We start from the raw sequence: 24249 nt of genomic DNA on the forward strand, positions 1-24249 counted from the left end.
CTTCGGATCGACGGCGGGCACCCCGCAACGGGCGGGATGGCAAGAAGCCGTCGGGCAATGGCAATCCTGCCACTGGCCGGCGGCTGCGGCGAGGCCGAGGATCGTGGACATGCCGATCCAGATCGTGTTGTTCGACGGGTTCGACCCGCTCGATGTCATCGCGCCCTTCGAGGTCCTGGCCGCCGGCGTCGACGCCGCCGGGAGTGCCCTGACGGTGGAACTCGTCTCGGTCGAGGGCCCCCGGGAGGTGGTCGGTGGCACCCGCGGCCTGACGCTGCGAGCGACCGCCCGGCTGGACCCGGCCCGGCCCGGCTACGTCGTGGTGCCCGGTGCCAGCGGACCCACCACCGGCGACCCCGACGAGGGCGTGGCGACGATTCCCGTGCTGCTGTCCCGGTTCGCCGACTCGGCGGCCGTACCGCTGCGCGCCGCCATCGACAACCCCGACGTGACGGTGGCGGCCGTCTGCGGCGGGTCGCTCGCCCTGGCCATGGCCGGCCTGATCGAGGGCCGCCACGCGGTGACCCACCACCTCGGCATGGACGCGCTCGACGCCACCGGCGTGCACGCGGTGCCGGCGCGGGTCGTCGACGACGGCGACCTCGTCACCGCGGGCGGCGTCACCTCCGGCCTGGACCTCGGCCTGCACATCCTGGAACGGGAGTTCGGCCCCCGGGTCGCGCATGCCGTGGAGACCCTCTTCGAGTACGAGCGACGCGGCACCGTGTGGCGTGCCGCCGGCCACCTCTCCGTCACGGTCTGAGGAGAAACGGTGGCACATCCCGTCATCGGCACCTGGGACGTCAGCCTGAAGACCCCCATCGGCACGCTCCGCGCCACCTACGTCTTCCACGACACCGGCGGGGTGCCCGCCGGCACCGCGTCGACGGCGGCGGAGACCGTGGCGCTGGCGGCGGTCACCTGCACCGGCCCCCGGGTGACCTGGCGACAGTCGGTGACCCGGCCGATGCGCCTGCACCTCGACTTCGACGTGGTGGTGGACGGCGACACCCTGGCCGGTCACTCCCGCGCGGGCCGGCTGCCCCGCACCGTGGTCACCGGCACCCGCCGCCCACCCGCCACCTGAGGGCCACCGCCCTGCGCAGGACGAGCATGCCCGGGTCGACGGTCGACGGGGTGAGCCCGGGACCAGGGCCGATGATCTTCGGGGGGTGACCCGGCGGGGCGGGGAAAGGGACGTCGGAACCCGTCACGCGCCTCCTGTGCCGAATGGAGCCGGGAGGTGGATCGGTTGGCGGGTATGCCGACGGGCTCGTTGAGCAGCGGGCTGATAGGTCGGCTGCGATCGCGCCGGTTACGGCTCCCGGTCCTGAAGGTCCGGCCGGTGGTCCCTGATCCACCGCTCCACGTCCTCGGTGAGCCAGATCCGCCCCACCGACAGGACGGCAGCCGGGTCGGGGAAGGTCTTCGAGTTGGTGATCTGGTAGGCGCGCGTGCGGGAGACGCCGAGCATCTCCTGTACCTCTTGGCTCGCCACCAGCCGAAGTTTTCCCACTCCGTCACGTTAAGAGCAGGCGAACTGAACACTTGCTTCCTGATCAGATGCACTGCCCATGTGCACCCTTAGCCTGTAGGCTGTTCACCTGTTCACTCTCGGAGGGCGTCCGACGTGGCGAGAATGGGGAGGCAGCATGGGTAGGCGGTGGAAGTGGTTTCTGCGGGCGGGGACGGTCGCGGTGGACCTGACCGGGCAGGTGGTGCCCGACGTGGGCGGCCCGGGGCGCTGGCGGCGCAGGACGGTCGAGGGCGTCGTACCCGATCAGGTGGAGACGTCGCGGTGCGACGGCGCGTTCGGCCACGGGTGGCCGGTGCGGCGGGCGGGGGAGACGCCCAACCAGCGCGCGGACCGTTACCGGCCGCAGCTGCCCCGCCAGCGGCGGCGGGCGGGTTCCGATGGTTGAGGCCACCGGCTCGTCGGTGCCGCGCCGGCATCTCGGCCGGGTGCTGCGGGAGTTGCGTACCGAGGCGTGCATGACGCTGGACGCGGCGGCCGAGGCGTTGGAGTGCAGCCGGCACAAGATGTGGCGGATCGAGAGCGGCCTCGGCATGGTGCGCGCGGTCGACGTGCGGGCCATGTGCGAGCTGTACGGGGCGCGGCGCGAGCTGACCGGCGCGCTGATCGCGCTGGCCGGCGAGACGCGGGGGAGGGGCTGGTGGCACGCGTACGGGCACCCCGTACCCGAATGGTTCGACCTCTACGGCGGCCTGGAGTCCGCCGCGTGCCGACTCCGCGAGCACGCCGGGGCGCTCGTCCCCGCCCTGTTGCAGACCCGGGCGTACGCTGCCGCGACCTGCCCGCACCGGCCCGGCGCGACCGGCGAGGAGCGGGAACGGCCGGTCGAGGCGCGACTGCGACGGCAGGACCTGCTCCGGCGTCGGCTACCCCGACCACCACGGTACGAGGTACTGCTCGCCGAGGCGGTGCTGCTGCGGGAGGTGGGCGGCGCGGCGGCCATGGCCGGGCAGCTCCGGCACCTGGCGGAGGTGAGCCGGTTGCCGCAGGTGTCGATCCGGGTGCTGCCGCTCGCCGCCGGGGCGCACGACGGGGCGCTCACGGGCTCGTTCGTGTTGCTGGACTTCCCGCTCGGCCTGCGCGCCGACCCCGACCCGCCGGTGGTCTACCAGGAGTCGTTGACCGGGGCGCTCTACCTCGACCGGCCGGCGGAGTTGGCTGCCTACGAGCAGGTCTGGGCCGACCTCGTCGGGGCGGCCCTGGACGAGGAGGAGTCACGCCGGCTGATTGTCAAGATCGGCGAGGAACTGCACCCCGGCTGACCGGTCCCGATGACCGTGGCGCCTTGACGAGGATCGTGCCGGTGAGCCACACCACATTCGTGTCGTCGGCCCGGTGCGGACGGAGAACCCGGCCCGTCGGGTGCGTGAGGAAGGATGGGGGTATGCAGAGCTTCCTGACCCCGGAGCAGATCGCCCAGCGGACCCGGCGCGCGGTAGACGCGGCCGTCCACGCCGGACGCGCACAGGGACTCGACGTGACCGACCCTCGCGTGCTCTACGAAGCCTTCTCCGTGGTCGTGCACCTCGCGCCGTCGCCGGTCGTGGCCCGGGTGCCCACGGTCCTGCCCGCCTACGCGGACCTCGACAGTGTGGCCGGTCGCCAGCGGGCGGAACTGGACGTGACGGGATGGCTGACGGAGCGGGGCGTGCCGGTCATTCCGCCCAGCCCTCTCGTGCCCCGCGAACCCGTCCGACACGACGGCTTCTCGATGACGTTCTGGCAGCTGATCGAGCTGGCCCCGGCCGGGGAACCCGACTACGTGGCGAACTGCGGCCTCATCCCCGAACTGCACGCCGCCCTGCGCGACTATCCGGGTGAGTTGTCCTTCCTGTCCGCCGCCGAACCCCAGTTCGTCGAGGACGGCCTCGTCGCGCTCGACGGCCAGCCCGAGCTGATCGACCCGGCGGACCTGGACCGCGCCCGCCGCGAATGGCAGGTGCTGGCACCACTCGTACGCTCCCGCGAACTGTTCGAGAAGACGTTCCCCGGGGTCGACCTGCAACCCGTCCACGGGGACTCCCCGGTCGTGAACATGGTCGCCGGGGTGGACGGGTACCGCTACGCCGACTTCGAGATGGTGACGCTGGGGCCCGTCGAGTGGGACGTCGTCGGCGTCGGTCCGGAGGGGGAAGCCGCCTACCGGAGTGCGGCGCAGCACCGGGACATGCGGCAACTCGACGAGGGCGTGCTGCGCTTCGTGACGGCGGTGGGAATGCTGCGGGGCGTCGCCTGTCTCGCCCTGGCCCCCCAGTTGCCGATGCTGGCGGACGCCCTCGGCGGCATGCTCGACCAGTGGCGGTCGACGCCGTTCGCCGGAGGGCTCGGCTGACCGTGTGATCCAGCTCCGCTGGCTGTCATGTTTACGACGCGACGGCGGTAGCCATCGATGGATATGGTGATGTGTACCCACTCCCCGGCATCGCCGACCGGGCGAAAGCGCAGGTAGACGACGACTGCGGGGGTGTTCCCCCGGCCACCCACGAGTGATGGCCGTGCCGCGAAGTGGTGTTGCCCCGCCGGTCACCGATCTGGTTGTCTTGCCGACCCGGGGATCGTTCCGGCACTGCACCCGGTGCCGCTGTGCCGTGTGCCGATTCCGCGCAAGTGGAGGGTCAGCGTTCCATGCCAGCGGCCGCGAAATAGGGCCGGCGTCGCGGAGCGAACCACCCCGCTCGTACCTGTCGTTTGCTGCTGGGGACCACAGAGCCCTCGAAGGAGAAGCGTGCCGCAACCCCTGACTATGGCCGAGATGCTGGCCGTACTCGATGATCCCCGGTCGGTTTCCGACCTGCACAGTTACTACCTCGGCACCGGCGACGAGACGTTCACCGGCGGACAGTTCGACCAACTCGGTGGTGGCGGGAGCCGTCCCGAGACGGCCGGCGTCATCACCGCCGAGGACCTTGTCGCCGTGGAACTGCTGCGTGTGCGGGTGCCGCCGCAGCAGGCGCTCGACCTGTTGCAGGGGCCGCTCAGCGAGCGGGTCGCCGCCGAGTTGGGGAGGATTCCGGTCGACGTGGCGCTGGGCGCAGACGAGGCGTACCACCTGGTGGTGGCGGGTGGTCCCGCCGACACCGCCTGGCGGGCGCTGCGCGACGCGAAGGGCATCGGGTGGGTCGTCGCCGGCAAGCTGCTCGCCCGTAAGCGCCCGAAGCTGGTGCCGGTATACGACGCGGTAGTGTCCTGCGCCTACCGCACCGGCACCGGTTTCTGGGAGTGGCTGCATGGCAGGCTCCGCGAGGACGATGGCGTACTGCGGCAGCGGCTGCACGCACTGCACAAGGATGCGGGCCTGCCCGAGGCGGTGAGCCTGCTCCGCGTCCTCGACGTGGTGTTCTGGATGCGGCACCGCCCGACGCACAGCGGCGACCACTGCGCCGGAATCTGCCTGCCGTGAGCCAGGACGAACAGCACTTCACGGTACGCATCAGGGGCGTAAAGCCGGAGAAGTACGCCGACATCGTCAACGCGGTGTGGATGCAGTTGGAGGCGATCGGAGGCGACTTCGCCGTGATCCCGGACCGATCTGCGAATGCAGCTGCACTCGACGCCCGCTGGGACTCGTACAGTCGGGTTTCCTGGACAGCGGGCGGCCGGGGCGGGACACCGCAGGCGAAGGCGGCGGGCAAACGGCGCTCCACCGACACCGGCCGATGACGGCACCGAGGTCACGCGTTCGTCGTCCGATGCAGTGCGTCTGCGTCAACTGCGGCGACACCGTCCACGGCCGGGCGAACACCCGCCAGCGTGGGCCGGACATCGCCTGGTACGCCCACTGCCGACCCTGCGCGGACCTGGTCACCGACCAGATGCAACCGCTCGGCCTGCTGCCGGGCGGGGGCGTCGACGTCTACCAGTGCCGCACCTGCGGCAGCCTCCGGGTTTGTCGTACCGGCTGGCGGACCCGATGCCACCTCTGCCTGGACGAGCGCTCCGCCGGGCCGAGCCTCGCCACCGGGGCACGCCTGCTGACCAGGTTGCCGGACGAACCCGCGCTCGCGGACCGGGTACGCCACTTCGCCGGCCTGGCCGACACCGACACCATCCCCACCCGGGACGCCGCCGAGTTCCAGGCCGCGATCACCCTCGGCGAGGAACTCGACCGGCACCGCCGCGACGGCTGGACCGACCTGGCCGGCGACGTCCACGGCCTACCGTGGTACGGCGAACGGCAGGCACCCTTCTCGCACGGGACCTGGGGCCTGCACCTGCGCTGCGGCTCGTGGCAACGGCTGCGTGACCGCAGCTGCGCCCAGTGCCCGCCCGAGCCCGACGACCGGACCTTCGCCGTGCTGCGGGACACGCCGTACCTGCTGTATCTGGTGCGGCACCGCGGACTACTGAAGTTCGGCGTCGGCGGGGCGAGCCGGGTACGGCAACACCTGCGTGCCGGTGCCCAACTGGTGGAGGTCGTCGAGGGGCGGCATGCGGACGTCATGGAGGCGGAAGCGGACCTCAAGCGGCAGAAGCGGGCGGCGGGGGAGCCGTTGCGCTGGTGGCGTACCCGACGGATGCCGGAGTCGTTCGGCGCGGGCACCGAAGTGGTCCGAAACGGAGTACGGATCAGGCTCGCCGACTACCTCCGCGACGGAAGCGACGTGACCGACCGCTTCACGAACACCCCCGGTACCACACGGGACAGCGCCCGATGATCAGCAGGACCCCGGATTCCGATGCTGTCAGCCGAGATCGTGTTCTGCCGGATCGGTGTTGAGAGGATCCAGGCGAGCGACATGGTTGCCCGCATGGCGGAGTGACCGCCGTTCAGATGGTGCATCGTCACCGTCTGCGCCTGATCCTGGTCGACCATCCAGTACCGGGGGATTCCTGACCAGGACCGAACGCTTGAAGACGCACCAGGTACGGTACCAACCCCAGCAAAGGGAGACCAGTGAACGAAGACGAAAGCCTTCGTCGCTATGGCCTGCAGCCGTCCTCCGCCGATCTGCCTCACATCCGCAAGATACTCCGAGCCCAAGCAGACCTTGAGCAGCATGACCAGGACACGGAGATGATGAAGCTGTGCTGTCTGCAACTGTTCAACGCCGGCCAACTGAGCGACGTGCTCGTCATCTGGCAGGCCAAGGAATCGAGCTGGGACGCACACTGCTCGATCGACGTCCAACTGCTCTGCGGAGCAGGACTGGACGCCACCAAGGCGCACCTGAAAGCCGAGGGCTCCGAGGACGCGGCAGAAGCACTCCGCTATCTGCTCGACTGCGAGGCCGCCGGTGACTTCGACAACTTCTCTGTGGCCGAGGATGCCCGTTGGAGGGCCAACTACTACCTGGGCTGACCAGAGACCTAGACCGAACGTCAAGCGTCAGGTGGGACGGATCTGTCAAGCATGTGGTGGGATTAGACGCCTCACCTTCGGAGGTCATGCGACCTGCGGGGGCGGGGAACGGTGGTAGCCGAGGAGCCGCATTGCATCCTTCCCTGCCGCACGAAGATCCTCGATCGGCAGTTCAGGAACGTGATAGTTGTTCCTGCGAATGGTGGCGAGCAAGTCCTCGGGAAGGCGTACGTGATAGGTCGTGACGTAGAACCGCAGGTCGTCGCGCCACAGCCATTCGCCGTCCGTCATGACGGAGGCACCGCCCACGAGGTGTCGGTCACTACCGAGGACGTCCACCTCCGCGCCCATCACGTCGATCAGGCCATGCCCGTCGCGGAGATATCGCACCACACCCTCGACGTCAGGTAGCGGGTCCGGGGCGAGGTGGGTGCGGATGCTCTCGGCGTAGACCTCCGCTGGGTCCGGACCGAGTTCACGGAAGAAGCCCACTGTCTTCATCGACGGCCTTCCGGTCGCGGGTCAAAGGTCCTCCATACTCCACCGGCCTCGACGACAGGTGGCTCCGGTTCCGCCGCCCACCGTTCCGTGCCCACTCTCTTTGTCGGCGCGATTACGCTCACGCCAAGCTCGTCAGCGACCTGTTGCCCGAGCGGGACGCCGTTGATTACACCGGGATCAATCGTGCCCGAGTAGCAGGAGACCAGGCGTACGGGGCCCCCGTCATAGGCCGGATTCTCTCTGAGTGCTGCGGCGATTTGCACCGCGTTGGTCGGGTTCCCGTCCATGTCCGCCCCCTCGGCCGAGACCTTACCGGGGAGGAAGTAACCCTTGTCCGTGCCGTGGACGACCACATCATGGTGACCATCGAGCGGCAAAACCTTCTCGCTGTTCCTCATCGTGCGTGTGTCGTACCCGACGGTCGTGGAGTGGTTGGTGTGGTAGACCGGATCACCGGCGGGGAGATGGGAGTCCGGCCGGCCCTCCGGGGGTCTCGGCCGGGATCGTGGGTCAGTCCAGTCGCGGCGTGATCCCATCCGATCGGTCGGGCCGATTCGAGCAAGCCGGTTGAGGGCCTGCTTGAGGGCATCGATGAGGTCGCCGAGGCGGCGCAGTTCCGGCAGCAACCGCCGTAGGCTCGCCAGCAGCCCGCGCAGCAGCCGGGCGATCCGCGCCGCCCACGATCCCACCAGCGTGGTCACCTGCTCCACCACCCACGGCGTGGCGAGCCCGCCGGTGGCGAGCAGTTCGCCCGCGTACACGATGAGGCGGGAGACGCAGGCGGCGATGGCGTCGCGGACGAGGAGCCGGACGGCGGCGACGAGGCCGGCGGCGCCCTCGGTGGCGGCGGCGAGGGTGTCGGCGCACCGGGCGAGGCCGGTGATCGCCTGGTGCTGCTCGGTGGCCCAGGCCCGGTAGGCGGTGCCGGCGTCGCCGCCCCAACCGGCGACCTCGGTGCGCACCGCGTGGGTCAACTCGGCGGCGTCTGCGCGCAGGGCGGCGGCGACGTTGCGCCAGGTCTGGGCGTGGGCGGTGATCTGGGCGGGGTCACCGGCGAGCCAGTCGAGGGCCTCGCTGAGGGGTTTGACGTGTTCGATGAGCCAGGCGATGCCGTACTGGAGCAGCGCGCCGACCGGGTCGGAGACGAGGGCGAGGGCATCCAGGCCGGCGCTGACCACGCCGAGGCTGCCGTCGATCCAGCTGCCGGTGCGGACGCCCTGGGCGATGAGTTCGATGTCCTCGCAGATCCAGATCCCGGCCCATGCGGTGGGGCCGGCGTCCGACGCGGTGGCGACCAGCGGGTTGCCGGTCACCGGCGGTCCCGTATCTGGTCGAGTTGTCGGGCGGCGCGGGTGTCGGCGGCCCGGTAGCTCTCGGCGCTGCGGCGGAGCTTGCCGGCGGTGTCGCGGACCGATCCGGCGGCGGTGTCGACGCCGTCGACCAGGGTCCGTTGGAGGCCGCCGAGCAGCGTCGGCATGACCGCGCAGAGCTGCCCGTACGCATCGGCGTCGAGCCGGACGTGGTGGCCGGCCTGTCGGGCGGTGTCCAGGCTGTCGGCGCAGCGGTCCAGGTGGGCGGCGTGCGTGGTCAGGTCGTCCGGATCGACCCGGATGCCGTCACCGGTGAGCATCCGGGGTGTCCTGGCCGGGGTCGAGCCGCTGCCGGTGCGACGCGATGATCGCCTGGGCGGTCGGGTCGTCGGCACCGAGGACCCGGGTGGTGGCCTCGGTGAGCTGCCGCAGCAGGTCGGTGCGCGCGGCGCGGGCGGTGACCATGATCTGCCGGGCGGTGTGGGCTGCGGAGTGTCGCCGGGTCTGTTCGTCGAGCCGCAGGTCGACCAGCAGACCGGTGGGGTCGACGGTGACCTCGATGCTCCGGTCTGGGCTGCGGGCGGTGCCGGTCAGGGTGTGCACCTGGGCTGCGAGGCGCTGCACCCGCTCCGCCCGGTCGGTGAACGACGCTTCCCACCCGTCGAGTCGGCGGGTCGCCGCGTCCAGGGCCGCCTCATCCGCCCACATTCCACCCTCCCCGGGGGACAGTCACCGACGCCGGCCCGGTCGGGCCGGGACGCCTCGGTCAACGGCGGACCGTGGTCACCGACACCGTACCAACCGGTTACGCACGGCAGTGTCCCGTCGGAGCCGGTCTCGGCGGACGGCCACGACGCGGGGTGTCGAGTCGGCTTCCCGACTGGGGCGCGACGATCCGGGGGTTGTCCGGGGGTGCCGCACCGTCCATTATGCTCACAGCGCGTGCCGGCGACGATGCCCTCGGTAGTCACGCGCCTGAACGAAGGGACCCCTGCATGAACTGGACCGAGCGGATCAGCCCACTGCTGCGGCGGCGGGGCCCGGGGACGACCACCCCGCTGCGTGCCGTCCTGGCCCTGCTCGCCGTGCTGGTCGCGGGGGTCGCCGCCACGCTCGCCGTCGCGACGCCGGCCAGCGCCGCGACCACCACGATCTGCAAGAGCTCGCCGATCCCCGCCGGCTACGTGATCATCGCGGAGGGGTCGTCGGCGTCCTGCCCGTACAGCTTCCCCAACACGTGGACGATCACCACGCCCTCCACCACCTCGACCACCGTGATGTGCAAGGCCTCCGCCGTGCCGACCGGCTACGTGATCCTGGCTGAGGGCTCGTCGGCATCCTGCCCGTACAGCTTCCCCAACACCTGGACCATCAAGATCCCGCCGACCGGCTCGGCGAGCGTGATGTGCAAGGCGTCCACCCTGCCGTCCGGTTTCGTGATCATCGCGCAGGGGTCGTCGGCGTCCTGCCCGTACAGCTTCCCCAACACCTGGACCATCACCACCCCGTCCACCACGGGCATCACCACCATCTGCTCGGCCTCGCCGATCCCGGCCGGCTATGTCGTGGTCGGCACCGGGTCCTCGGCGTCCTGCCCGTACAGCTTCCCGAACACCAGGAGCATCAGGCTGCCCTGACCGGCGGGCTCCGGCTGCGGCCCCGGACGGGGGCCGTGGCCCGGCTCGCCGCCGACGCCGAGCCCCGCGCGTCGCGCCGGTCCGCCCCGGGTGCGTAGAGTTCCCGGGTCGGGCCGGCGGTCGGCCCCGGATGGCAGGGCGGGACGATAGCGGACATGACGGTGGACAACGTCGGACAATCGGGCAACGCCGACAGCCGGGGGCGCGACGCCGGCACCCCGGGTGTCGACCAGGACGAGTTGGCGGTCGCGCTGCGGGTCTTCGCGGCGCTGGAGGCGCTGCCCAGCGACCACCCGGACGTGGTACGGGTGCAGCGGGCCACCGCCCGGCTGTTCAAGATGGTGAAGCAGCGGCGACGCGAGGAGCGGCGGGAGAGCGTCCTGGCCCACGACCGCGCGGTCACCGCCGCCACCGCGACGGGTGCACCGGGCCGGATCGACGACGAGACCAAGGGCATCCCGCTCGCCTCACCGACCGCCGGTGACTCCGCCGGCACCCTGATCAACCCGCGCGGCTGCTACATCTGCAAGACCCGCTACCGCCAGGTCGACGCGTTCTACCACCAGCTCTGCCCCGACTGCGCCACCCTCAACCGGGAGCGCCGCGACGCACGGTGCGACCTGACCGGGCGGCGGGCGCTGCTCACCGGGGGACGTGCCAAGATCGGCATGTACATCGCGCTGCGCCTGCTGCGCGACGGCGCGCACACCACGATCACCACCCGGTTCCCGCACGACGCGGTCCGCCGCTTCACCGCCATGCCGGACAGCGCCGACTGGCTGCACCGGCTGCGCGTGGTCGGCATCGACCTGCGCGACCCCGCCCAGGTGGTGGCGCTGGCCGACTCGGTCGCCGCGCAGGGCCCGCTGGACATCCTGATCAACAACGCCGCGCAGACGGTACGCCGCACCCCCGGCGCGTACGCCCACCTGGTCGCCGCCGAGTCGGCGGCGCTGCCCGAGGGGCCGCTGCCGGAGCTGCTCACCTTCACCGGCGGCCGGGGCGTCACCCTGGCGCTGCCGGACGGGACCGTGCCGGCGGCCGCCATCGCCCCGCACGCCCTCACCGCGCTGGCGCTGACCGGCCGGTCAGCCACGCCGGAGCGGATCGCCGCCGCCACCGCCATCGACGCCGGTGGGCTCGCCCCCGACCTCGGGGACACCAACAGTTGGGTGCAGCGGGTGCACGAGGTCGACCCGGTCGAGCTGCTCGAGGTGCAGCTGTGCAACGTCACGGCCCCGTTCGTGCTGGTCAGTCGGCTGCGGCCGGCGTTGGCCGCGGCGCCGACCGGGCGGGCGTACGTGGTGAACGTGTCGGCGATGGAGGGGCAGTTCGCCCGGGGTTACAAGGGGGCGGGGCACCCGCACACCAACATGGCGAAGGCGGCGCTGAACATGCTCACCCGCACCAGCGCCGAGGACATGCGCGCCGACGGCATCCTGATGACCAGCGTCGACACCGGCTGGATCACCGACGAGCGTCCGCACCCGACGAAGATGCGCCTGGCCGACGAGGGCTTCCACGCCCCGCTGGACCTGGTCGACGGGGCCGCCCGGGTGTACGACCCGATCGTCCGTGGCGAGCGGGGCGAGGAACTCTACGGCTGCTTCCTCAAGGACTACGCGCCCTGCGCCTGGTGAGCGGTGGGCGGGCCGACCCGGAGCCGGGGCCGTGGTCGCGCCCGGGACGGCCGCCTCCGGGGTCAGGCGACCCGGGGGACCGGCAGCACGCCCCGGTGGGTGGTGCCCGAGATGTCGCCGGTCTGGTCGACGACCGGTGACCTCGGCGCGACCCGGGCGGCGGCGTCGACCGGGTCGGGTGGCCCACCGGCGGGCGGGACGGCCGGCAGCACCGTGGTCGGGGCGAGCGAGGCCCCGATCTCGGCCAGCAGGCCGTGCAGCCGGGACACGTCGTCGAGGGCCATCCGGAACGAACCCCGACAGGTCACGCCGCTCCACAGGGACAGCACCACTGCTCCGCGTTCCGGGTGGTAGCTGACCCGCATCGTCCGTTCGTCGCCCCGTACGTCGGTGAACAGGTCACCGAAGCTGGGCATCGGCAGTACCTCTCCCATCGATCCAGCATGCCCGAGCCGGCGGCGCCGGGGAAGCCCCGACGGATCAGTCGGGCAATCGGGGCATCTCCAGGCCGGGGCGACGGCCGAGCAGGGTGGCCCGGGTCAGCGCCGCCGCCCCGAACCGGTCCCGGACGGCGTCGACGGCGGTGTCCAGCTCGACGTCCCGGTCGGCGTCGAACGGCAGTTCGGGCTGCACCGGGGCGTCGTCGAGGTTGCCCACCGCCACCCCGATCAGGGTGACCCCGCGTCGGGTCAGCTCAGGCTGGGCGGCGCGCAGCAGTGACCGGGCGGTGTTCAGCAGCGGTGTCGTCCGGTCGGTGGCCCGGCGCAGGGTCCGGGACCGGGTGGCCGAGGTGTAGTCGGCGAACCGCAGCCGCAGGGTCACCGTCCGGCCGGCCCGGCCGGCGGCCCGCATCCGGCGGGCCACCCGGTCGACCAGCCCGGACAGGGTGGCGTCGACGTCGGCGGGGGAGTGCGGCCCGGCCCCCAGGGCGTGCTGGGCGCCCATCGACGACCTGCGCCGGCCCACCTGCACCGGCCGTGGGTCGCGGTTGTGGGCCAGCGCGTGCAGGTGCCCGCCCGCGCCGACGCCGAGCAGCGACTCCAGGGCGGGAACGTCGAGGCGGGCCACCTGGCCGACGGTCCGGATGCCCCGGGCGCGCAGCTTCGCCGCGGTGACCGGGCCGACACCCCAGAGCCGTTCCACCGGCAGCGGGTGCAGGAATGCCAGCTCGCCGTCGGGCGGCACCTCCAGCAGGCCGTCCGGCTTGGCCACCCCGCTGGCGACCTTGGCGAGGAACTTCGTCCGGGCCACCCCGACCGTGATGGGCAGCCCGACCTGCTCGCGCACCGCCCGACGCAGCCGGGTCGCGATCTGCACCGGTGATCCGGAGAGCCGGCGCAGGCCCCCCACGTCGAGGAACGCCTCGTCGATGGAGAGCCCCTCCACCCAGGGGGTGGTGTCCCGGAAGATGGCGAACACCGCCCGGCTCGCCGCCGTGTACGCGGCCATCCTCGGCGGCACCACGACCGCCCCGGGGCAGAGCCGCCGGGCCTGCCGGCCGCCCATCGCGCTCTGCACGCCGTACGCCTTCGCCTCGTAGCTGGCCGCGAGGACCACCCCGCCGCCGACGATCACCGGCCGGCCGCGCAGCCGGGGGTCGTCCCGCTGCTCGACCGAGGCGTAGAACGCGTCCAGGTCGGCGTGCAGGATGCGGGTTCCGGTCGACACCGCCCCATGTTCGCACACATGTTCGAAAAATGGTGCTGAGCTGCCCGGTTCGGGTCGCGGGTCAGCGCTGTGCGGTGGCCGAGGGGAGGGCGCTGCCACCCCGGGGTGCCTCGCCGGCCATCAGCCGGGCGATCTCCGCCCGGTCGGCCGCCGACGGCAACCCCCACTGCGGCTGGTAGCCGTAGACCTCCCGCAGGGGGCGGGCCGAGGTCCGGCCGTCGAGGATCTCGACCGCGTCGGTGTCGATCAGCCCCGGATGCTCCACCCCGCACGCCTCGGCGACCTTGACCAGATCCCGGCGCAGGGTGCCGATGTAGTTCGCCGCCCGCACCGACTTGCGGGCCGGGTCCAGCCCTCGGGCCAGCCAGGCGTTCTGGGTGGCGACGCCGGTGGGGCAGGTGTCGGTGTGGCACTTCTGGGCCTGGATGCAGCCGATCGCCAGCATCGCCTCCCGGCCCACGTTGACCAGGTCGCAGCCGAGTGCGAAGGCCACCACGGCGTTGTCCGGCAGTCCGAGCTTGCCCGCGCCGACGAAGACGGTCTGCTCGTGCAGACCCTGCTCGGCGAAGGTCCGGTAGACCCGGGCGAAGCCCTGCTGGAACGGCAGCGACACCGAGTCGGTGAAGATCAGCGGCGCGGCGCCGGTGCCGCCCTCGCCGCCGTCGACGGTGACGAAGTCGACGCCCCGGCCGGTGTCGCGCATCAGCGTGGTCAGCTCCTCCCAGAACCCCAGGTCGCCGACGGCGGACTTGATGCCGACCGGCAGCCCGGTCTCGGCGGCCAGCAGCTCCACCCAGTCCAGCAGGCTGTCGCAGTCGGAGAACTCGGCGTGCCGCGACGGGCTCACGCAGTCCTGCCCGGGGGTGATGCCCCGGGTGGCGGCGATCTCGGCGGACACCTTCGCCCCCGGCAGCAGCCCGCCCAGGCTGGGTTTCGCACCCTGGCTGAGCTTGATCTCCAGGGCCCGCACCGGAGCGCCGGCCACCAGGTCGCGCAACCGGGCGAGGTCGAACCGGCCCCGGGCGTCCCGGCAGCCGAAGTACGCCGTACCGAGCTGGAAGACCAGCTCGCCGCCGTGGCGGTGGTACGGCGACAGCCCGCCCTCGCCGGTGTTCTGCAGGCAGCCGGCCAGCGCCGCCCCCTGGTTGAGGGCGGACACCGCGTTGCCGGACAGCGAGCCGAAGCTCATCCCGGAGATGTTGACCACCGACCCGGGGCGGAACGCCTTCGCCCGGTCTCGTGGCCCGCCGAGCACCTTGGCGGCCGGCAGCCGTACGTCGTGTCCGGCGGTCGGCACCGACGACGGGACGGTCCGGGCGAACGTGCGGTGTTTGATGATCGGGTAGCCGGGGCTGCGTTCGATGTCGTTGTCGGTGCCGAAGCCGAAGTAGTTGTTCTCCTGCTTGGCCGAGGCGTAGATCCACCGCCGTTGGTCCCGGGTGAACGGGCGTTCCTCGTCGTTGCCGGCGACGATGTACTGCCGCAGCTCCGGGCCGATCGCCTCCAGCAGGTAGCGGGCCCGCCCGACCAGCGGGAAGTTGCGCAGCAGCGCATGGTCACGTTGGAGGACGTCCCGGGCGGCGAGGCCGGCGACGGCGGCGGCGATCACGGGTACGGTGCGGCGGGCCCACGTCATGCCGGCCACACTCCCCGCTGCCACCGTCGCCCAAACAGCCTGCCGGTGTGGCGTGTGGTCAGTGCCGCAGCGACTGCCGCACGATGCCGCCGACCAGGGCGCACCAGGTTTCGGTGGAGACCGTGCCGGTGCGGGGCAGGCCGTGCAGCGCCTGGAGGTCCTGCACGGCGCGGCGGGTGGCCGGGTCGTAACCGCCGGTGACGGTGACCTCGGCGTAGCCCTTCCAGTTCAGGATGAACTGCACCGCCTGCACGGGCAGGCCGGTGGCGTCGCGGCCGAGTTCGGGCGCGAGGGTTTCCCAGGTGGGGGCGGTCAGGGTGGCGTCGACGTCGACCGGGATGCCGTTGCGGGCCTGCCAGTCGCCGACCGCGGCGACGGTGGCGGCGTCGAACGTGCCGCTCGGGGTGACCGGGTAGCCGCGGTGGGCCAGCAGGTACTGGGCGACCTGGACACCGGGGGCGTTGACGAAGCGCCACAGGTCGGGCCAGCGGCGGGCCGGTGCCTCGCCCGCCCGGGTGCCGAGCCGGTGCGCGACCTGCCGGCGGATGCCGGGGAAGAGGCGGTAGAACTGCGCGCCGGGGCAGAGCGTGGCGCGGAAGTCCCAGTGGCCGAAGATGTCGTGGGCGTGCAGGCCGTACTGCCGGCAGACGGTGGTGCAGAGCCGGACCAGGGAGGCGAGCAGCGCCTGCGGCGGCGTGTCGGTGACGTAGGTGCCCTCGTTCTCGATGCCGATGGCCCGGCCGTTCTCGCCGGGGCAGTGCGCCGAGACCATCTGCCGGTCACCGGCCCGTAGCCGCTCCAGGCTGCCGTGCCGTCCCTCCAGGACGTACCCGCCCCGGCTGACGGTGAAGTGCTGGCCGGTGTCGGACCAGCCGTTGCCGTCCATGTGCAGGTCCTGGCAGTCGTGGGCCAGGGTGACCGCCTGCTCGCGGGAGTGGTCGGTGACGTTCGGGAAGGCCATGTGGTGCACGATGATCTTGTTGGTGGGGATCGTGCTGACCGACAGCGGGTCGGCCGGTGGGCGGGCGTCCCACTCGTCGCAGTCGATGATCCAGTCCAGGTCCGCGCCCGGGGCGGCCTCGGCGACGCCCGGCAGGGCCAGGTCGGACCCGACGACCGTGACGGTGGCCGCGCCGAGACCGGCCCGCAGCAGCGTACGACGGTCGAGTGCGGGGCGTACGACGGACATGGCATCTCCTCGGCGAGCGACGGCGGCGCTGACGACGAAAACTAGCTCCAGTTATTCCGCGTGTGATGGAGGATATTGCCACTCCGGCGGTCGGCGCTAGAGGGCGGCATCGATCGATTCTGCCCGTCTTCGAGGCGTGCCGGGCAGAACTGTCCGAATGTCCTGCCGTCGGGGGATGGACCCGGGCGACCGCTCAGTCGGCGGCGGCGAAGTCGTCCAGGGCGGCCAGCAGGTGCCGCCGGGTCTGCACCGTGCCGAAGTGACCAGCCCCCTCGACCACCTGCAGGCGCGAGCCCGGCCAGGCCCGGTGCAGCGCCCAGGCGGTCGCCAGCGGGCTGCCCAGGTCGACCCGGCCGTGGATCAGCACGCCCGGGATGCCGGCGAGCCGACCGGCGTGCCGGATCAGCTCACCCTCGGCCAACCATGCCCCCTGGGAGAAGTAGTGCGCGCAGATCCGCACCATCGCGGTCCGCTCGGCCGACGGGCGGTCACCGTACGGGTTGCCCACCCCCTCGGCGGAGACCACCGCGTCCTCCCAGGCGCACCAGTCCCGCACCGCCCGCTCGCGCACCGCCGGGTCCGGGTCCTGCACCAGCCGGGCGTACGCGCCGACCACGTCGTCGTCGGGGCCGACGCCGCCGCCGGCGAGGAACCGTTCCCACTCGCGGGGGAAGTAGCGGCCGACACCCCGGTAGAGCCAGTCGATCTCCGACCGGCGGGTGGTGGTGACCGCCCCGATCACGATCGCCGACACCCGCTGCGGGTGCCGCTGCGCGTACGCCAGCAGCAGCGTCGAGCCCCACGAGCCGCCGTAGAGCAGCCACCTGTCGACGCCAAGGTGCCCGCGTAGCCGTTCCATGTCGGCGACCAGGTGCGCGGTGGTGTTGTGCCGCAGGTCGGTGGCCGGGTCGGCGGCGTGCGGGGTGCTGCGTCCGCAGTTGCGCTGGTCGAACAGGACCACCCGGTAGCGGTCGGGGTCGAAGTACCGCCGGGCCCACGGGCCGCAGCCCGAGCCCGGTCCACCGTGGACGACCAGCGCGGGCCGCCCGGCCGGGTTGCCGCACACCTCCCAGTAGACCGCGTTGCCGTCGCCGACGTCGAGCATGCCCTGGTCGTAGGGCTCGATCGGTGGGTACCGCTCGTCCATCGGTGGCCTCCCCGGCAGCGCGAGATACAACAGCGCTGTTACATTACGGCATGCCCGACGAACCGTCCGACCCCGCACTGCTCGGCACCCGACTGCGGCACCTGCTCGACCTGCTCGACGGTGACGTCGCCGCCGTCTACGCCGACCTCGGGCTGCCCGGCTTCCGACCCCGCTACACCCCGGTGCTGATCGCGCTGGACCGCCTCGGGCCGGCGTCGATCCGTACCCTGGCCGGGGCGACCGGGGTGACCCACTCCGCCGCCAGCCAGACCGTCGCCCGGATGGCAGCCGACGGGCTGGTCACCCTCACCCCCGGCGTCGACGCCCGGCAACGCGTCGTCACCCCCACCGACCGGGCCCGGCACCTGCTGCCCCTCCTGCACGCCGAGTACGCCGCCACCGCCACCGCCGCCCGCCGGTTCGAGGCGGAGCTGGCGTACCCGCTGAGCCGCCTCGTCGACGAGGCGCTGGCCGCGCTGCGACGGCGGCCGATGCGGCAACGCGTCGCCGACGTCGCCCCGCAGTTCGCCCCGGGCGGACAGCCCCCGACCCCACCCGGTGACCGAAAGTAATCTTCGCAGCCGGACGACCGGAGGCGAGGAAACAACCGTTGCGCCGATTCACCGCAGCTCCCGCCGGGTAAGAATGATCAGTGTGGCCCTGACCTGTGACCAGTCCCGGCGGACCGGAAAGGCCGGCGGGTGACCGGCGACTGGCGGTTGTCCGGCTACACCCCGGTACGGCAGCTCGGCGCGGGCACGTCCGGCCCGGTGCTGCTCGCCACCCACGACGCCACCGGCACCCCGGTCGCCATCCGCTACCTGACCCCGGCCCTCGGCGGCGATCCGGCCTTCCGGATGGCCCTGCGCGAGCAGGCGCGACTGCTGGTCGAGGTGGACGACCCGCACGTCTGCCGCCTCTTCGAGTACGCCGAGACGCACGCCGCCGCGGCGATCGTGGTGGAGCTGGTCAACGGGGTGACGCTGCGTCAGCTGCTGCGCACACGCGGCCCCGTCGGCCCGGAGGCCGCGCTCTGCGTCCTCAAGGGCTCCCTCGCCGGGCTCGCCGCCGTACACGCCCGCGGTGTGGTACACGGTGACCACCGCCCCGACAACGTGCTCGTCACCCGCGACGGGTGGCCCACGCTCACCGACGTCGGCATCGCCCCACCCGCCGGCAACCGGCACTACCAGGCCCCCGAGCAGTGGACCGGGGCCCCCGCCGAGCCGGCCGGTGACATCTACGCCGTCACCGCGACCTTCTTCGAGTGCCTCACCGGCCGACCTCCCTACGACGGACGGGACCTGGCCACCCTGCGCGCGCAGCACAGCGCCGCCCCGATCCCCGGCACCCCGACCCCCGCCCCGGTGCACGACCTGCTCCGCCACGGCCTGGCCTGGTGCCCCGCCGACCGGACCCAGCCCGCCGAGATCTTCCTCACCGAGCTGGAACACACCGCCGCCCGCTCGTACGGCGGGGACTGGGAGGAACGGGGGCGGCGTCAGCTGGCCCAACGGGTCGCGCTGCTCGCCGCCTGCCTCCCCTTCCCCGAGGGCGCCCCCGGGCACGTCGACCCGGCGGCCGTCGACCCCGCCGGGCCCCACCCGGGCCCCCGGCGCGGCGGCACCCGCAACGCCCTGGTCGGTGTCGGGCTGACCGCGGCACTGCTGGTCGGCGTCGTCGGGCTGGGCTACGTCGCCCGCGGGCCCGGGGCGTTCACCCTCGCCGACGGTGCCGTCGGGCCGGGAGCGACCGCCGCCACCACCCGCAGCCCCGCGCCGCTCGCCGCCGCCCCGGCCATCAGCGTCGTGCCGCCGGAACCGAGCCGCAGCCCCACCCCGGCGGCGACCACGACGGACCCACCGCCCACCACCCCGGCCCGGTCCGCCACCGCCGCCACCACCCGGGTACGCACCCCGAGTCCCACCCCACCGGCCACGGCGATCAGCCCGCTGCTGCCCCCCGACGTGTTCCCGCCGACGGTGTCGGCCGTGGACGCCAGCCCGGCCACGGTGGAGCCGAAGGGCTGCCCCGACGTGGCCACCTCGACCACGGTCACCGCCCGGGCCCTCGACGACGGGGCTGCCGGCGACCTGCTGCGGGTGTCGTTGCGCTACACCCTCGACGGGGCCATCCGCACGGTCGCCATGACCCAGACCGGCCCGGACACCTTCGCGGGCACCCTCGGCGACCTGCCGACGCCCACGGCGACCACCAGGATCCCGGTCCAGGTGATCGCCGTCGACGACGCCGGCAACGCCTCCGCCCCCGCCGGCCCGGTCGTGGTGTCACTGCTGCCCACCTGCACCTCGGGCTGACCGTCCGGTCCCGACCGGAGTTTCCGGCGCACCGGCCGGGGGTAGCTTCGGGGGTCGACCGAGCTGACGGTGGAGGACCACGGATGACAGACAACTTCGGCGACGCGGCGGGTGACGCCCTCCGCGCGGTGCTGCTTTTCCTGCCCAAGGCGGTCGCCTTCGTGGCGATCCTGGTGGCCGGCTGGCTGATCGCGAAGGCCGTCCGCAGGATCGTCGACAAGGTGCTGGAGCGGGTGCACTTCGACCGGGCCGTCGAGCGTGGCGGCATCAAGACCGCCCTGGCCCGCTCCCGCTACGACGCCAGCGACATCGTCGCCAAGCTCGCCTACTACGGGGTGCTGCTGGTGACCCTCCAACTCGCCTTCGGCATCTGGGGGCCCAACCCGATCTCCGACCTGATCGCCGGGGTGATCGCCTGGCTGCCCCGGGCGTTCGTCGCCATCGTCATCGTGGTGGTCGCCGCCGCGATCGCCAACGCGGTCAAGGACATCATCAGCAGCGCGCTCGGCGGCCTGTCCTACGGCCGGGTGCTGGCCAACATCGCCTCGGTGTTCATCCTCGGGCTCGGGGTGATCGCCGCGCTCAACCAGATCGGTGTCGCCACCGCGGTCACCACGCCGGTGCTGATCGCCGTCCTCGCCACCGTCGGCGGAATCCTCGTCGTCGGGGTCGGCGGTGGACTGATCCGTCCCATGCAGGCCCGCTGGGAGTCCTGGCTGACCCGTGCCGAGCAGGAGTCCCGCACCATCGCCACCCACGCCCGTGCCTACCAGGCGGGCCGGCAGGACGTCGCTGCCCGGTTGGGCCCGTACGCGCAGGCCGAGCGCACCCCGCCGGTGCCCACCGCCGCCACCCCCACCCCACCGACGCCGCTGGACGACGACGCCGAGCGCACCCAGGTGGTGACCCGTCCCGACGACGCCGAGGCGACCCAGGTCCTGCCACGGTCCGACGAGGCGGAGCAGACCCAGGTCGTGTCCCGTCCTGCCGACCCGGAACCGACCCCACCGGCAGCGCCGGGCGCGGACCGGGACGCCACCGACGCGTCAGGCGTCGCGGTGCCACGCCAGGCCGGGCCGGTGGACGGCTCCACCACCGACAGTGAGGCCACCATGGTCATCCCCCCGCTGGACCCGGGCACGCCCCGAGGCTGACCGGCGCAGGCGGCGGGGCGGGACCGGACCAGGGTCCCGCCCCGCCGCCGTGTGCACCCCGCAGGGCCGCACCCCAGGGCCGGGACGGGCTAGCATCGGCGGATGACCTGGCGATGTTGATCCGGCCCTGAAGGCCGAAACCGCGGGCCGCCGCGGACGCCGTACCTCCCGCGTCCGTTCCGTCCCGTGGAAAGGCCCTGATGACCCTCACCCGCACACGGGTGCCCGACACCCGTGTCCGCCGACTGTCGACCACGCTCTACTGCTACCTGTTCCTCGACGACCTCGTCCTGCTCTATCCGGTGTACGTCCTGCTGTTCAGCGACACCGGCCTCACCGTCGGGCAGATCTCCGGGCTGTTCGTGCTCTGGTCGGTGACGGCTGTCCTGCTGGAGGTCCCGTCCGGGGCCTGGGCCGACACCGTCTCCCGCCGCCTGCTGCTCTGCCTCGCGCCGCTGCTCACCGGGGCCTGCTTCGCGTTGTGGGTGCTGGTGCCGTCGTGGTGGGCGTTCGCGCTCGGCTTCGTGCTCTGGGGTGCCGCCGGCGCGCTCGGCTCCGGCGCCCTGGAGGCGTTGGTCTACACCGAACTCGACCGGCTCGGCGCTGCCGGCCGGTACGCCCGCACGATGGGCCGGGCCCGGACCGCCGGGGTGCTCGGCGTGCTCGCCTCGCTCGGTCTGGCCGGCCCGGTCCTCGCCGTCGGTGGGTGGCCGGCGGTCGGCGCGGCGAGCGTGCTGTCCGGTGTGCTGGCCGCCGCCGTGGCCACCCGGTTCCCGGAACACCGTCCCGCCGCGCCGGCCGACGGCTCGTCGACCGTGCCGGTCCCCGGGCCACCGGACGGCGCGGAGGCCGAAGTGGGCTGGTGGGCGAGCCTGCGCACCGGTCTCGCCGAGGCGCGCGCCGACCGGCGGGTACGCGCAGCCGTGCTGCTCGTCCCGGCGGTGACGGCACTCTGGGGCATCCTCGACGAGTACACCCCGCTGCTGGCCCGGGACACCGGTGTCCCGACGTCCACGGTGCCACTGCTGCTCCTGCCGGTCTGGCTCGGGATGACCGTCGGTGGCCTGCTCGCCCCGACGGCGGAGCGCCTGTCCACCCGGGGGTACGCGGCGCTGCTCGCCCTGGCCGCGGTCGCGCTGGCCGGCGGGGCCGTCGTACGACATCCGGGCGGCTTCGTGCTGCTCGGCGTGGCGTTCTGCGCCCTGCAACTGGCCACGGTGCTCGCCGACGCCCGGTTGCAGGCCCGGATCACCGGCCCGGGGCGGGCGACGGTCACCTCGCTCGCCGGGATGGGCACCGACCTGGCGATGATCGTCGCCTACGGCGGTTACGCGCTGGTCGCCGCGACGGGCGGGCACGCGATGGCGTTCGCGGCGGCGGCCGGGCCCTACCTGCTGGTCGCCGCCGCGTTGCTGGTGTCGGGGCGGTCCGGTGCGGTGCCGCCGCCCCGCCCGCCGGTGGAGGTGGTTTCGTGAGCCGGCACCGGGGCGGCGAGCGGGCGGCGGCGGACGTGCGCCGTTGCCCAGGGGCCGACGCCCGCCGCCGGGGCTCGGGGCCCGGGCGTGATCGGCGTCGCCGGGATCAGCCCGGCAACGCGTCGAGGTAGACCCAGTTGCCGTCCTCGCGGACGAACCGGCTGTGCTCGTCCACCGTGCCCGGCTGCCCGGCGTCGCGGTAGTGGGCGCGGAACGCCACCGTGCCGGTGCTGTCGAGCAGGCCGCCGCGCGTGCGTTCCACGATCTCCAACCGGGTCCACCGCTGGGCGGGATCGAGTCGTAGCCCGCCCGGCCGGGTGCGGGAGTGCCAACTGCGCAACAGGTAGGCGGGGTCGCCGACGGCGAAGGCGCTGAACCTGGACCGCATCAACGCCTCCGCCGTCGGGGCCGTACCCTCGCCCCGGTGCAGCGGCCCGCAGCAGTCGTCGTACGGCAGCCCGGTGCCGCAGGGGCAGGACCGCCGGGATGCGTCTTTGGCCATGACACCCATCCTGCCGCACGCCCCGTGACCGACGATCGGGCCGCCCCCGGGTGGGGGCGGCCCGATCGGTGTTCGGGGTCAGGACGGGTAGCGGGTCAGGAGGTGTAGCCGCGGGTGGCGATCCAGTCGGCGAGGTTGTCGACGCTCATCCGGTAGGACGCGGTGTTCGGGTTGGCGGAGTCACCGATGGTGACGGTCTTCCCACCGTCGCGGTAGCCGATGACGCTGATGTAGTGGCCGCCTTCGAAGGAGTGGGTGTTGCCGTCGGTGTCGGTGGCGGTGCCGGCGATGTTGGCGACTACGGCCCGGCCGTCGTCGACGGTACGCACGATGTCGGCGCGCAGTTCGTCGGTCTGCTTGGTGTCGGCCTTGGCGGTGCGGATCTCGGTGCTCTCGTAGGCCTTGCGGCCGGTCTCCTTGTTCAGCACGGGGGTGATGTCGTTGATGCTGTCGGTGCCGGCCTCGGTGGTGCGCATCTGCTTGGCCATGGCGTCGACGTCGATGTTCTTGCCCTGGACGGACAGGGCGTTGCGGGTGGCGGCGGGGCCGCAGTAGTAGAAGTTCGGCTGCGCCTGGTAGTCCATCGTCAGCTCACGCTCGCCGGCGGGCTTGCGGTCGGCCTGCACGGAGGCGGGGGTGCGGGCGTCGGCGGCGTAGGCGGCGGTGAGTGGGCCGGCGATGGCGCCGGTGGTGAAGGCGAGGCCGGCGGCGGTCAGGGCGGTCTTGCGGATCAGATCGGTACGCATGGTGGCGTGCTCCTCTGCATCGGGGGTGTGGCGTACGCCCACAGGGGGGGTGGGGCGTGGCCGGAAGTTCGGGGGGATCGCCCGGCGATCGGGGGGACCTGCTCGGGCGTCCGGGGATTGTCAACCGACCCGGTGGCGACCGCATTCCGCGATCGGGGTTCCGGGGCCGTCCCCCTCGGGTGGGGGAGTGGCGGTGGTATGCCAGATACAACGCCCCGCCCCCGGCGGCGATTCCGCCGTGCGGGTGGCCCCGGCCACGGGACACCGCACCCACCGGGGACGGCCCGCCGACCACCGGACCACCGCGCCGCCACGGAACCGGACACCACGCCCGAACCCACCTCCACCGGCGTAAGCACCCACCCGACACCATCCGCCGCCCGGTGACCGCCACCGCCCGACCCCGCGCAGGGCGAACCCGTCATCCCGCACGGAAACCTGCGCTACCGGCACGACGTGATCGCCCGGCCGGGTGCCGGACAGGCACGACGGC

Annotated in this window: 26 protein-coding genes and 1 pseudogene; 15 read left to right on the forward strand and 12 right to left on the reverse strand. The window is 72.8% G+C overall.

Annotated elements, in window-relative coordinates:
- Positions 1-109: 109 nt before the first annotated feature.
- Both AB0B63_RS14125 and AB0B63_RS14130 read left to right on the forward strand, forming a co-directional pair.
- Positions 110-763 (forward strand): DJ-1/PfpI family protein, encoded by a 654-nt coding sequence (locus AB0B63_RS14125; protein WP_357018238.1) that lies wholly within the window; start codon positions 110-112, stop codon positions 761-763.
- Between the two features lie 9 nt (positions 764-772).
- Positions 773-1087, forward strand: a complete 315-nt coding sequence (locus AB0B63_RS14130) for a hypothetical protein (protein ID WP_357018241.1) — start codon at positions 773-775, stop codon at positions 1085-1087.
- 228 nt (positions 1088-1315) lie between these two features.
- On the opposite strand, the gene AB0B63_RS14135 is transcribed toward AB0B63_RS14130, so the two are convergent.
- On the reverse strand, positions 1316-1498 hold the full coding sequence (locus AB0B63_RS14135) for a helix-turn-helix domain-containing protein (RefSeq protein WP_357018244.1): 183 nt from the start codon (positions 1496-1498) through the stop codon (positions 1316-1318).
- Positions 1499-1652: 154 nt separating this feature from the next.
- Here AB0B63_RS14135 and AB0B63_RS14140 point away from each other — a divergent pair, with 154 nt between their 5' ends.
- The 7 genes from AB0B63_RS14140 (at position 1653) to AB0B63_RS14170 (ending at position 6833) form a co-directional block, all read left to right on the forward strand.
- Positions 1653-1922, forward strand: a complete 270-nt coding sequence (locus tag AB0B63_RS14140; protein WP_357018247.1) for a hypothetical protein — start codon at positions 1653-1655, stop codon at positions 1920-1922.
- Positions 1915-2796, forward strand: a complete 882-nt coding sequence (locus AB0B63_RS14145; RefSeq protein WP_357018250.1) for a helix-turn-helix transcriptional regulator — start codon at positions 1915-1917, stop codon at positions 2794-2796. Before AB0B63_RS14140 ends, AB0B63_RS14145 begins: the two co-directional genes overlap by 8 nt.
- 122 nt (positions 2797-2918) lie before the next feature.
- Positions 2919-3866 carry a hypothetical protein gene (locus tag AB0B63_RS14150; RefSeq protein ID WP_357018253.1) on the forward strand — a complete coding sequence of 316 codons (948 nt, stop codon included), beginning with the start codon at positions 2919-2921 and terminating at the stop codon, positions 3864-3866.
- Between the two features lie 393 nt (positions 3867-4259).
- Positions 4260-4934: a DUF6308 family protein gene (locus AB0B63_RS14155; protein WP_357018256.1), complete on the forward strand. Its 675-nt coding sequence runs from the start codon at positions 4260-4262 to the stop codon at positions 4932-4934.
- Complete coding sequence (locus tag AB0B63_RS14160) at positions 4931-5194, forward strand: hypothetical protein (protein WP_357018259.1); 264 nt, start codon at positions 4931-4933, stop codon at positions 5192-5194. Before AB0B63_RS14155 ends, AB0B63_RS14160 begins: the two co-directional genes overlap by 4 nt.
- A gap of 29 nt (positions 5195-5223) precedes the next feature.
- Positions 5224-6189: a hypothetical protein gene (locus AB0B63_RS14165; protein WP_357018262.1), complete on the forward strand. Its 966-nt coding sequence runs from the start codon at positions 5224-5226 to the stop codon at positions 6187-6189.
- A 239-nt stretch (positions 6190-6428) separates the two neighbouring features.
- Complete coding sequence (locus AB0B63_RS14170) at positions 6429-6833, forward strand: hypothetical protein (protein WP_357018265.1); 405 nt, start codon at positions 6429-6431, stop codon at positions 6831-6833.
- 84 nt (positions 6834-6917) lie between these two features.
- Here AB0B63_RS14170 and AB0B63_RS14175 read toward each other — a convergent pair whose 3' ends face one another.
- The 4 genes from AB0B63_RS14175 to AB0B63_RS14190 are packed head-to-tail and all read right to left on the reverse strand — an operon-like array spanning position 6918 to position 9352.
- A complete protein-coding gene (locus AB0B63_RS14175; protein WP_357018268.1) occupies positions 6918-7334 on the reverse strand; it encodes a hypothetical protein in 417 nt (138 codons plus the stop codon).
- Entirely contained in the window at positions 7331-8647 is a 1317-nt protein-coding gene (locus AB0B63_RS14180) for a WXG100 family type VII secretion target (protein WP_357018271.1), read from the reverse strand. Before AB0B63_RS14180 ends, AB0B63_RS14175 begins: the two co-directional genes overlap by 4 nt.
- Positions 8644-8964 (reverse strand): type VII secretion target, encoded by a 321-nt coding sequence (locus AB0B63_RS14185; protein ID WP_357018274.1) that lies wholly within the window; start codon positions 8962-8964, stop codon positions 8644-8646. Before AB0B63_RS14185 ends, AB0B63_RS14180 begins: the two co-directional genes overlap by 4 nt.
- Complete coding sequence (locus AB0B63_RS14190; RefSeq protein WP_357018277.1) at positions 8951-9352, reverse strand: YbaB/EbfC family DNA-binding protein; 402 nt, start codon at positions 9350-9352, stop codon at positions 8951-8953. Before AB0B63_RS14190 ends, AB0B63_RS14185 begins: the two co-directional genes overlap by 14 nt.
- Before the next feature lie 287 nt (positions 9353-9639).
- On the opposite strand from AB0B63_RS14190, the gene AB0B63_RS14195 reads away from it, so the two are divergent.
- The gene (locus AB0B63_RS14195; RefSeq protein ID WP_219462152.1) at positions 9640-10281 is read left to right on the forward strand and encodes a hypothetical protein; all 642 of its coding nucleotides are present in this window, start codon (positions 9640-9642) and stop codon (positions 10279-10281) included.
- Between the two features lie 155 nt (positions 10282-10436).
- Complete coding sequence (locus tag AB0B63_RS14200) at positions 10437-11921, forward strand: SDR family oxidoreductase (protein ID WP_208570789.1); 1485 nt, start codon at positions 10437-10439, stop codon at positions 11919-11921.
- Positions 11922-11983: 62 nt separating this feature from the next.
- On the opposite strand, the gene AB0B63_RS14205 is transcribed toward AB0B63_RS14200, so the two are convergent.
- The 5 genes from AB0B63_RS14205 to pip form a co-directional block, all read right to left on the reverse strand.
- Entirely contained in the window at positions 11984-12355 is a 372-nt protein-coding gene (locus AB0B63_RS14205) for a hypothetical protein (protein WP_357018280.1), read from the reverse strand.
- Between the two features lie 46 nt (positions 12356-12401).
- Entirely contained in the window at positions 12402-13589 is a 1188-nt protein-coding gene (gene dinB, locus AB0B63_RS14210; protein ID WP_357018283.1) for a DNA polymerase IV, read from the reverse strand.
- A gap of 61 nt (positions 13590-13650) precedes the next feature.
- Positions 13651-15225, reverse strand: coding sequence for an FMN-binding glutamate synthase family protein (locus AB0B63_RS14215; RefSeq protein WP_357018286.1), 1575 nt, complete (start codon positions 15223-15225; stop codon positions 13651-13653).
- Between the two features lie 58 nt (positions 15226-15283).
- The gene (locus tag AB0B63_RS14220) at positions 15284-16414 is read right to left on the reverse strand and encodes an N-acetylmuramoyl-L-alanine amidase (protein WP_357018289.1); all 1131 of its coding nucleotides are present in this window, start codon (positions 16412-16414) and stop codon (positions 15284-15286) included.
- A gap of 193 nt (positions 16415-16607) precedes the next feature.
- Positions 16608-17561 (reverse strand): prolyl aminopeptidase, encoded by a 954-nt coding sequence (gene pip / locus AB0B63_RS14225; RefSeq protein WP_357018292.1) that lies wholly within the window; start codon positions 17559-17561, stop codon positions 16608-16610.
- A gap of 50 nt (positions 17562-17611) precedes the next feature.
- On the opposite strand from pip, the gene AB0B63_RS14230 reads away from it, so the two are divergent.
- The 4 genes and pseudogenes from AB0B63_RS14230 (at position 17612) to AB0B63_RS14245 (ending at position 22508) form a co-directional block, all read left to right on the forward strand.
- Positions 17612-18133 carry a MarR family transcriptional regulator gene (locus tag AB0B63_RS14230; RefSeq protein WP_357018295.1) on the forward strand — a complete coding sequence of 174 codons (522 nt, stop codon included), beginning with the start codon at positions 17612-17614 and terminating at the stop codon, positions 18131-18133.
- A 129-nt stretch (positions 18134-18262) separates the two neighbouring features.
- Positions 18263-19879 carry a protein kinase gene (locus tag AB0B63_RS14235; protein ID WP_357018298.1) on the forward strand — a complete coding sequence of 539 codons (1617 nt, stop codon included), beginning with the start codon at positions 18263-18265 and terminating at the stop codon, positions 19877-19879.
- Between the two features lie 83 nt (positions 19880-19962).
- A pseudogene (locus AB0B63_RS14240) lies at positions 19963-20682 on the forward strand (hypothetical protein); the annotation flags it as partial.
- 551 nt (positions 20683-21233) lie between these two features.
- Positions 21234-22508: an MFS transporter gene (locus tag AB0B63_RS14245; protein ID WP_357018300.1), complete on the forward strand. Its 1275-nt coding sequence runs from the start codon at positions 21234-21236 to the stop codon at positions 22506-22508.
- 106 nt (positions 22509-22614) lie between these two features.
- Here AB0B63_RS14245 and AB0B63_RS14250 read toward each other — a convergent pair whose 3' ends face one another.
- Together AB0B63_RS14250 and AB0B63_RS14255 are read right to left on the reverse strand one after the other, a co-directional pair.
- Positions 22615-23010, reverse strand: coding sequence for a YchJ family metal-binding protein (locus AB0B63_RS14250; protein ID WP_208570799.1), 396 nt, complete (start codon positions 23008-23010; stop codon positions 22615-22617).
- A 95-nt stretch (positions 23011-23105) separates the two neighbouring features.
- Positions 23106-23756 carry a C39 family peptidase gene (locus tag AB0B63_RS14255; protein ID WP_357018304.1) on the reverse strand — a complete coding sequence of 217 codons (651 nt, stop codon included), beginning with the start codon at positions 23754-23756 and terminating at the stop codon, positions 23106-23108.
- Between the last annotated feature and the right edge of the window lie 493 nt (positions 23757-24249).

The organism is Micromonospora sp. NPDC049081, assembly GCF_040648835.1.
Taxonomy (GTDB): domain Bacteria; phylum Actinomycetota; class Actinomycetes; order Mycobacteriales; family Micromonosporaceae; genus Micromonospora; species Micromonospora antibiotica.

Bases quoted from the DNA above. Each gene is read 5' to 3' on its own strand.
- AB0B63_RS14125 (WP_357018238.1), top strand. From the start codon at position 110: ATGCCGATCCAGATCGTGTTGTTCGACGGGTTCGACCCGCTCGATGTC.
- AB0B63_RS14140 (WP_357018247.1), top strand. From the start codon at position 1,653: ATGGGTAGGCGGTGGAAGTGGTTTCTGCGGGCGGGGACGGTCGCGGTG.
- AB0B63_RS14145 (WP_357018250.1), top strand. From the start codon at position 1,915: ATGGTTGAGGCCACCGGCTCGTCGGTGCCGCGCCGGCATCTCGGCCGG.
- AB0B63_RS14150 (WP_357018253.1), top strand. From the start codon at position 2,919: ATGCAGAGCTTCCTGACCCCGGAGCAGATCGCCCAGCGGACCCGGCGC.
- AB0B63_RS14165 (WP_357018262.1), top strand. From the start codon at position 5,224: ATGCAGTGCGTCTGCGTCAACTGCGGCGACACCGTCCACGGCCGGGCG.
- AB0B63_RS14175 (WP_357018268.1), bottom strand. From the start codon at position 7,334: ATGAAGACAGTGGGCTTCTTCCGTGAACTCGGTCCGGACCCAGCGGAG.
- AB0B63_RS14185 (WP_357018274.1), bottom strand. From the start codon at position 8,964: ATGCTCACCGGTGACGGCATCCGGGTCGATCCGGACGACCTGACCACG.
- AB0B63_RS14190 (WP_357018277.1), bottom strand. From the start codon at position 9,352: ATGTGGGCGGATGAGGCGGCCCTGGACGCGGCGACCCGCCGACTCGAC.
- AB0B63_RS14195 (WP_219462152.1), top strand. From the start codon at position 9,640: ATGAACTGGACCGAGCGGATCAGCCCACTGCTGCGGCGGCGGGGCCCG.
- AB0B63_RS14200 (WP_208570789.1), top strand. From the start codon at position 10,437: ATGACGGTGGACAACGTCGGACAATCGGGCAACGCCGACAGCCGGGGG.
- AB0B63_RS14205 (WP_357018280.1), bottom strand. From the start codon at position 12,355: ATGGGAGAGGTACTGCCGATGCCCAGCTTCGGTGACCTGTTCACCGAC.
- AB0B63_RS14215 (WP_357018286.1), bottom strand. From the start codon at position 15,225: ATGACGTGGGCCCGCCGCACCGTACCCGTGATCGCCGCCGCCGTCGCC.
- AB0B63_RS14220 (WP_357018289.1), bottom strand. From the start codon at position 16,414: ATGTCCGTCGTACGCCCCGCACTCGACCGTCGTACGCTGCTGCGGGCC.
- pip (WP_357018292.1), bottom strand. From the start codon at position 17,561: ATGGACGAGCGGTACCCACCGATCGAGCCCTACGACCAGGGCATGCTC.
- AB0B63_RS14230 (WP_357018295.1), top strand. From the start codon at position 17,612: ATGCCCGACGAACCGTCCGACCCCGCACTGCTCGGCACCCGACTGCGG.
- AB0B63_RS14245 (WP_357018300.1), top strand. From the start codon at position 21,234: ATGACCCTCACCCGCACACGGGTGCCCGACACCCGTGTCCGCCGACTG.
- AB0B63_RS14250 (WP_208570799.1), bottom strand. From the start codon at position 23,010: ATGGCCAAAGACGCATCCCGGCGGTCCTGCCCCTGCGGCACCGGGCTG.
- AB0B63_RS14255 (WP_357018304.1), bottom strand. From the start codon at position 23,756: ATGCGTACCGATCTGATCCGCAAGACCGCCCTGACCGCCGCCGGCCTC.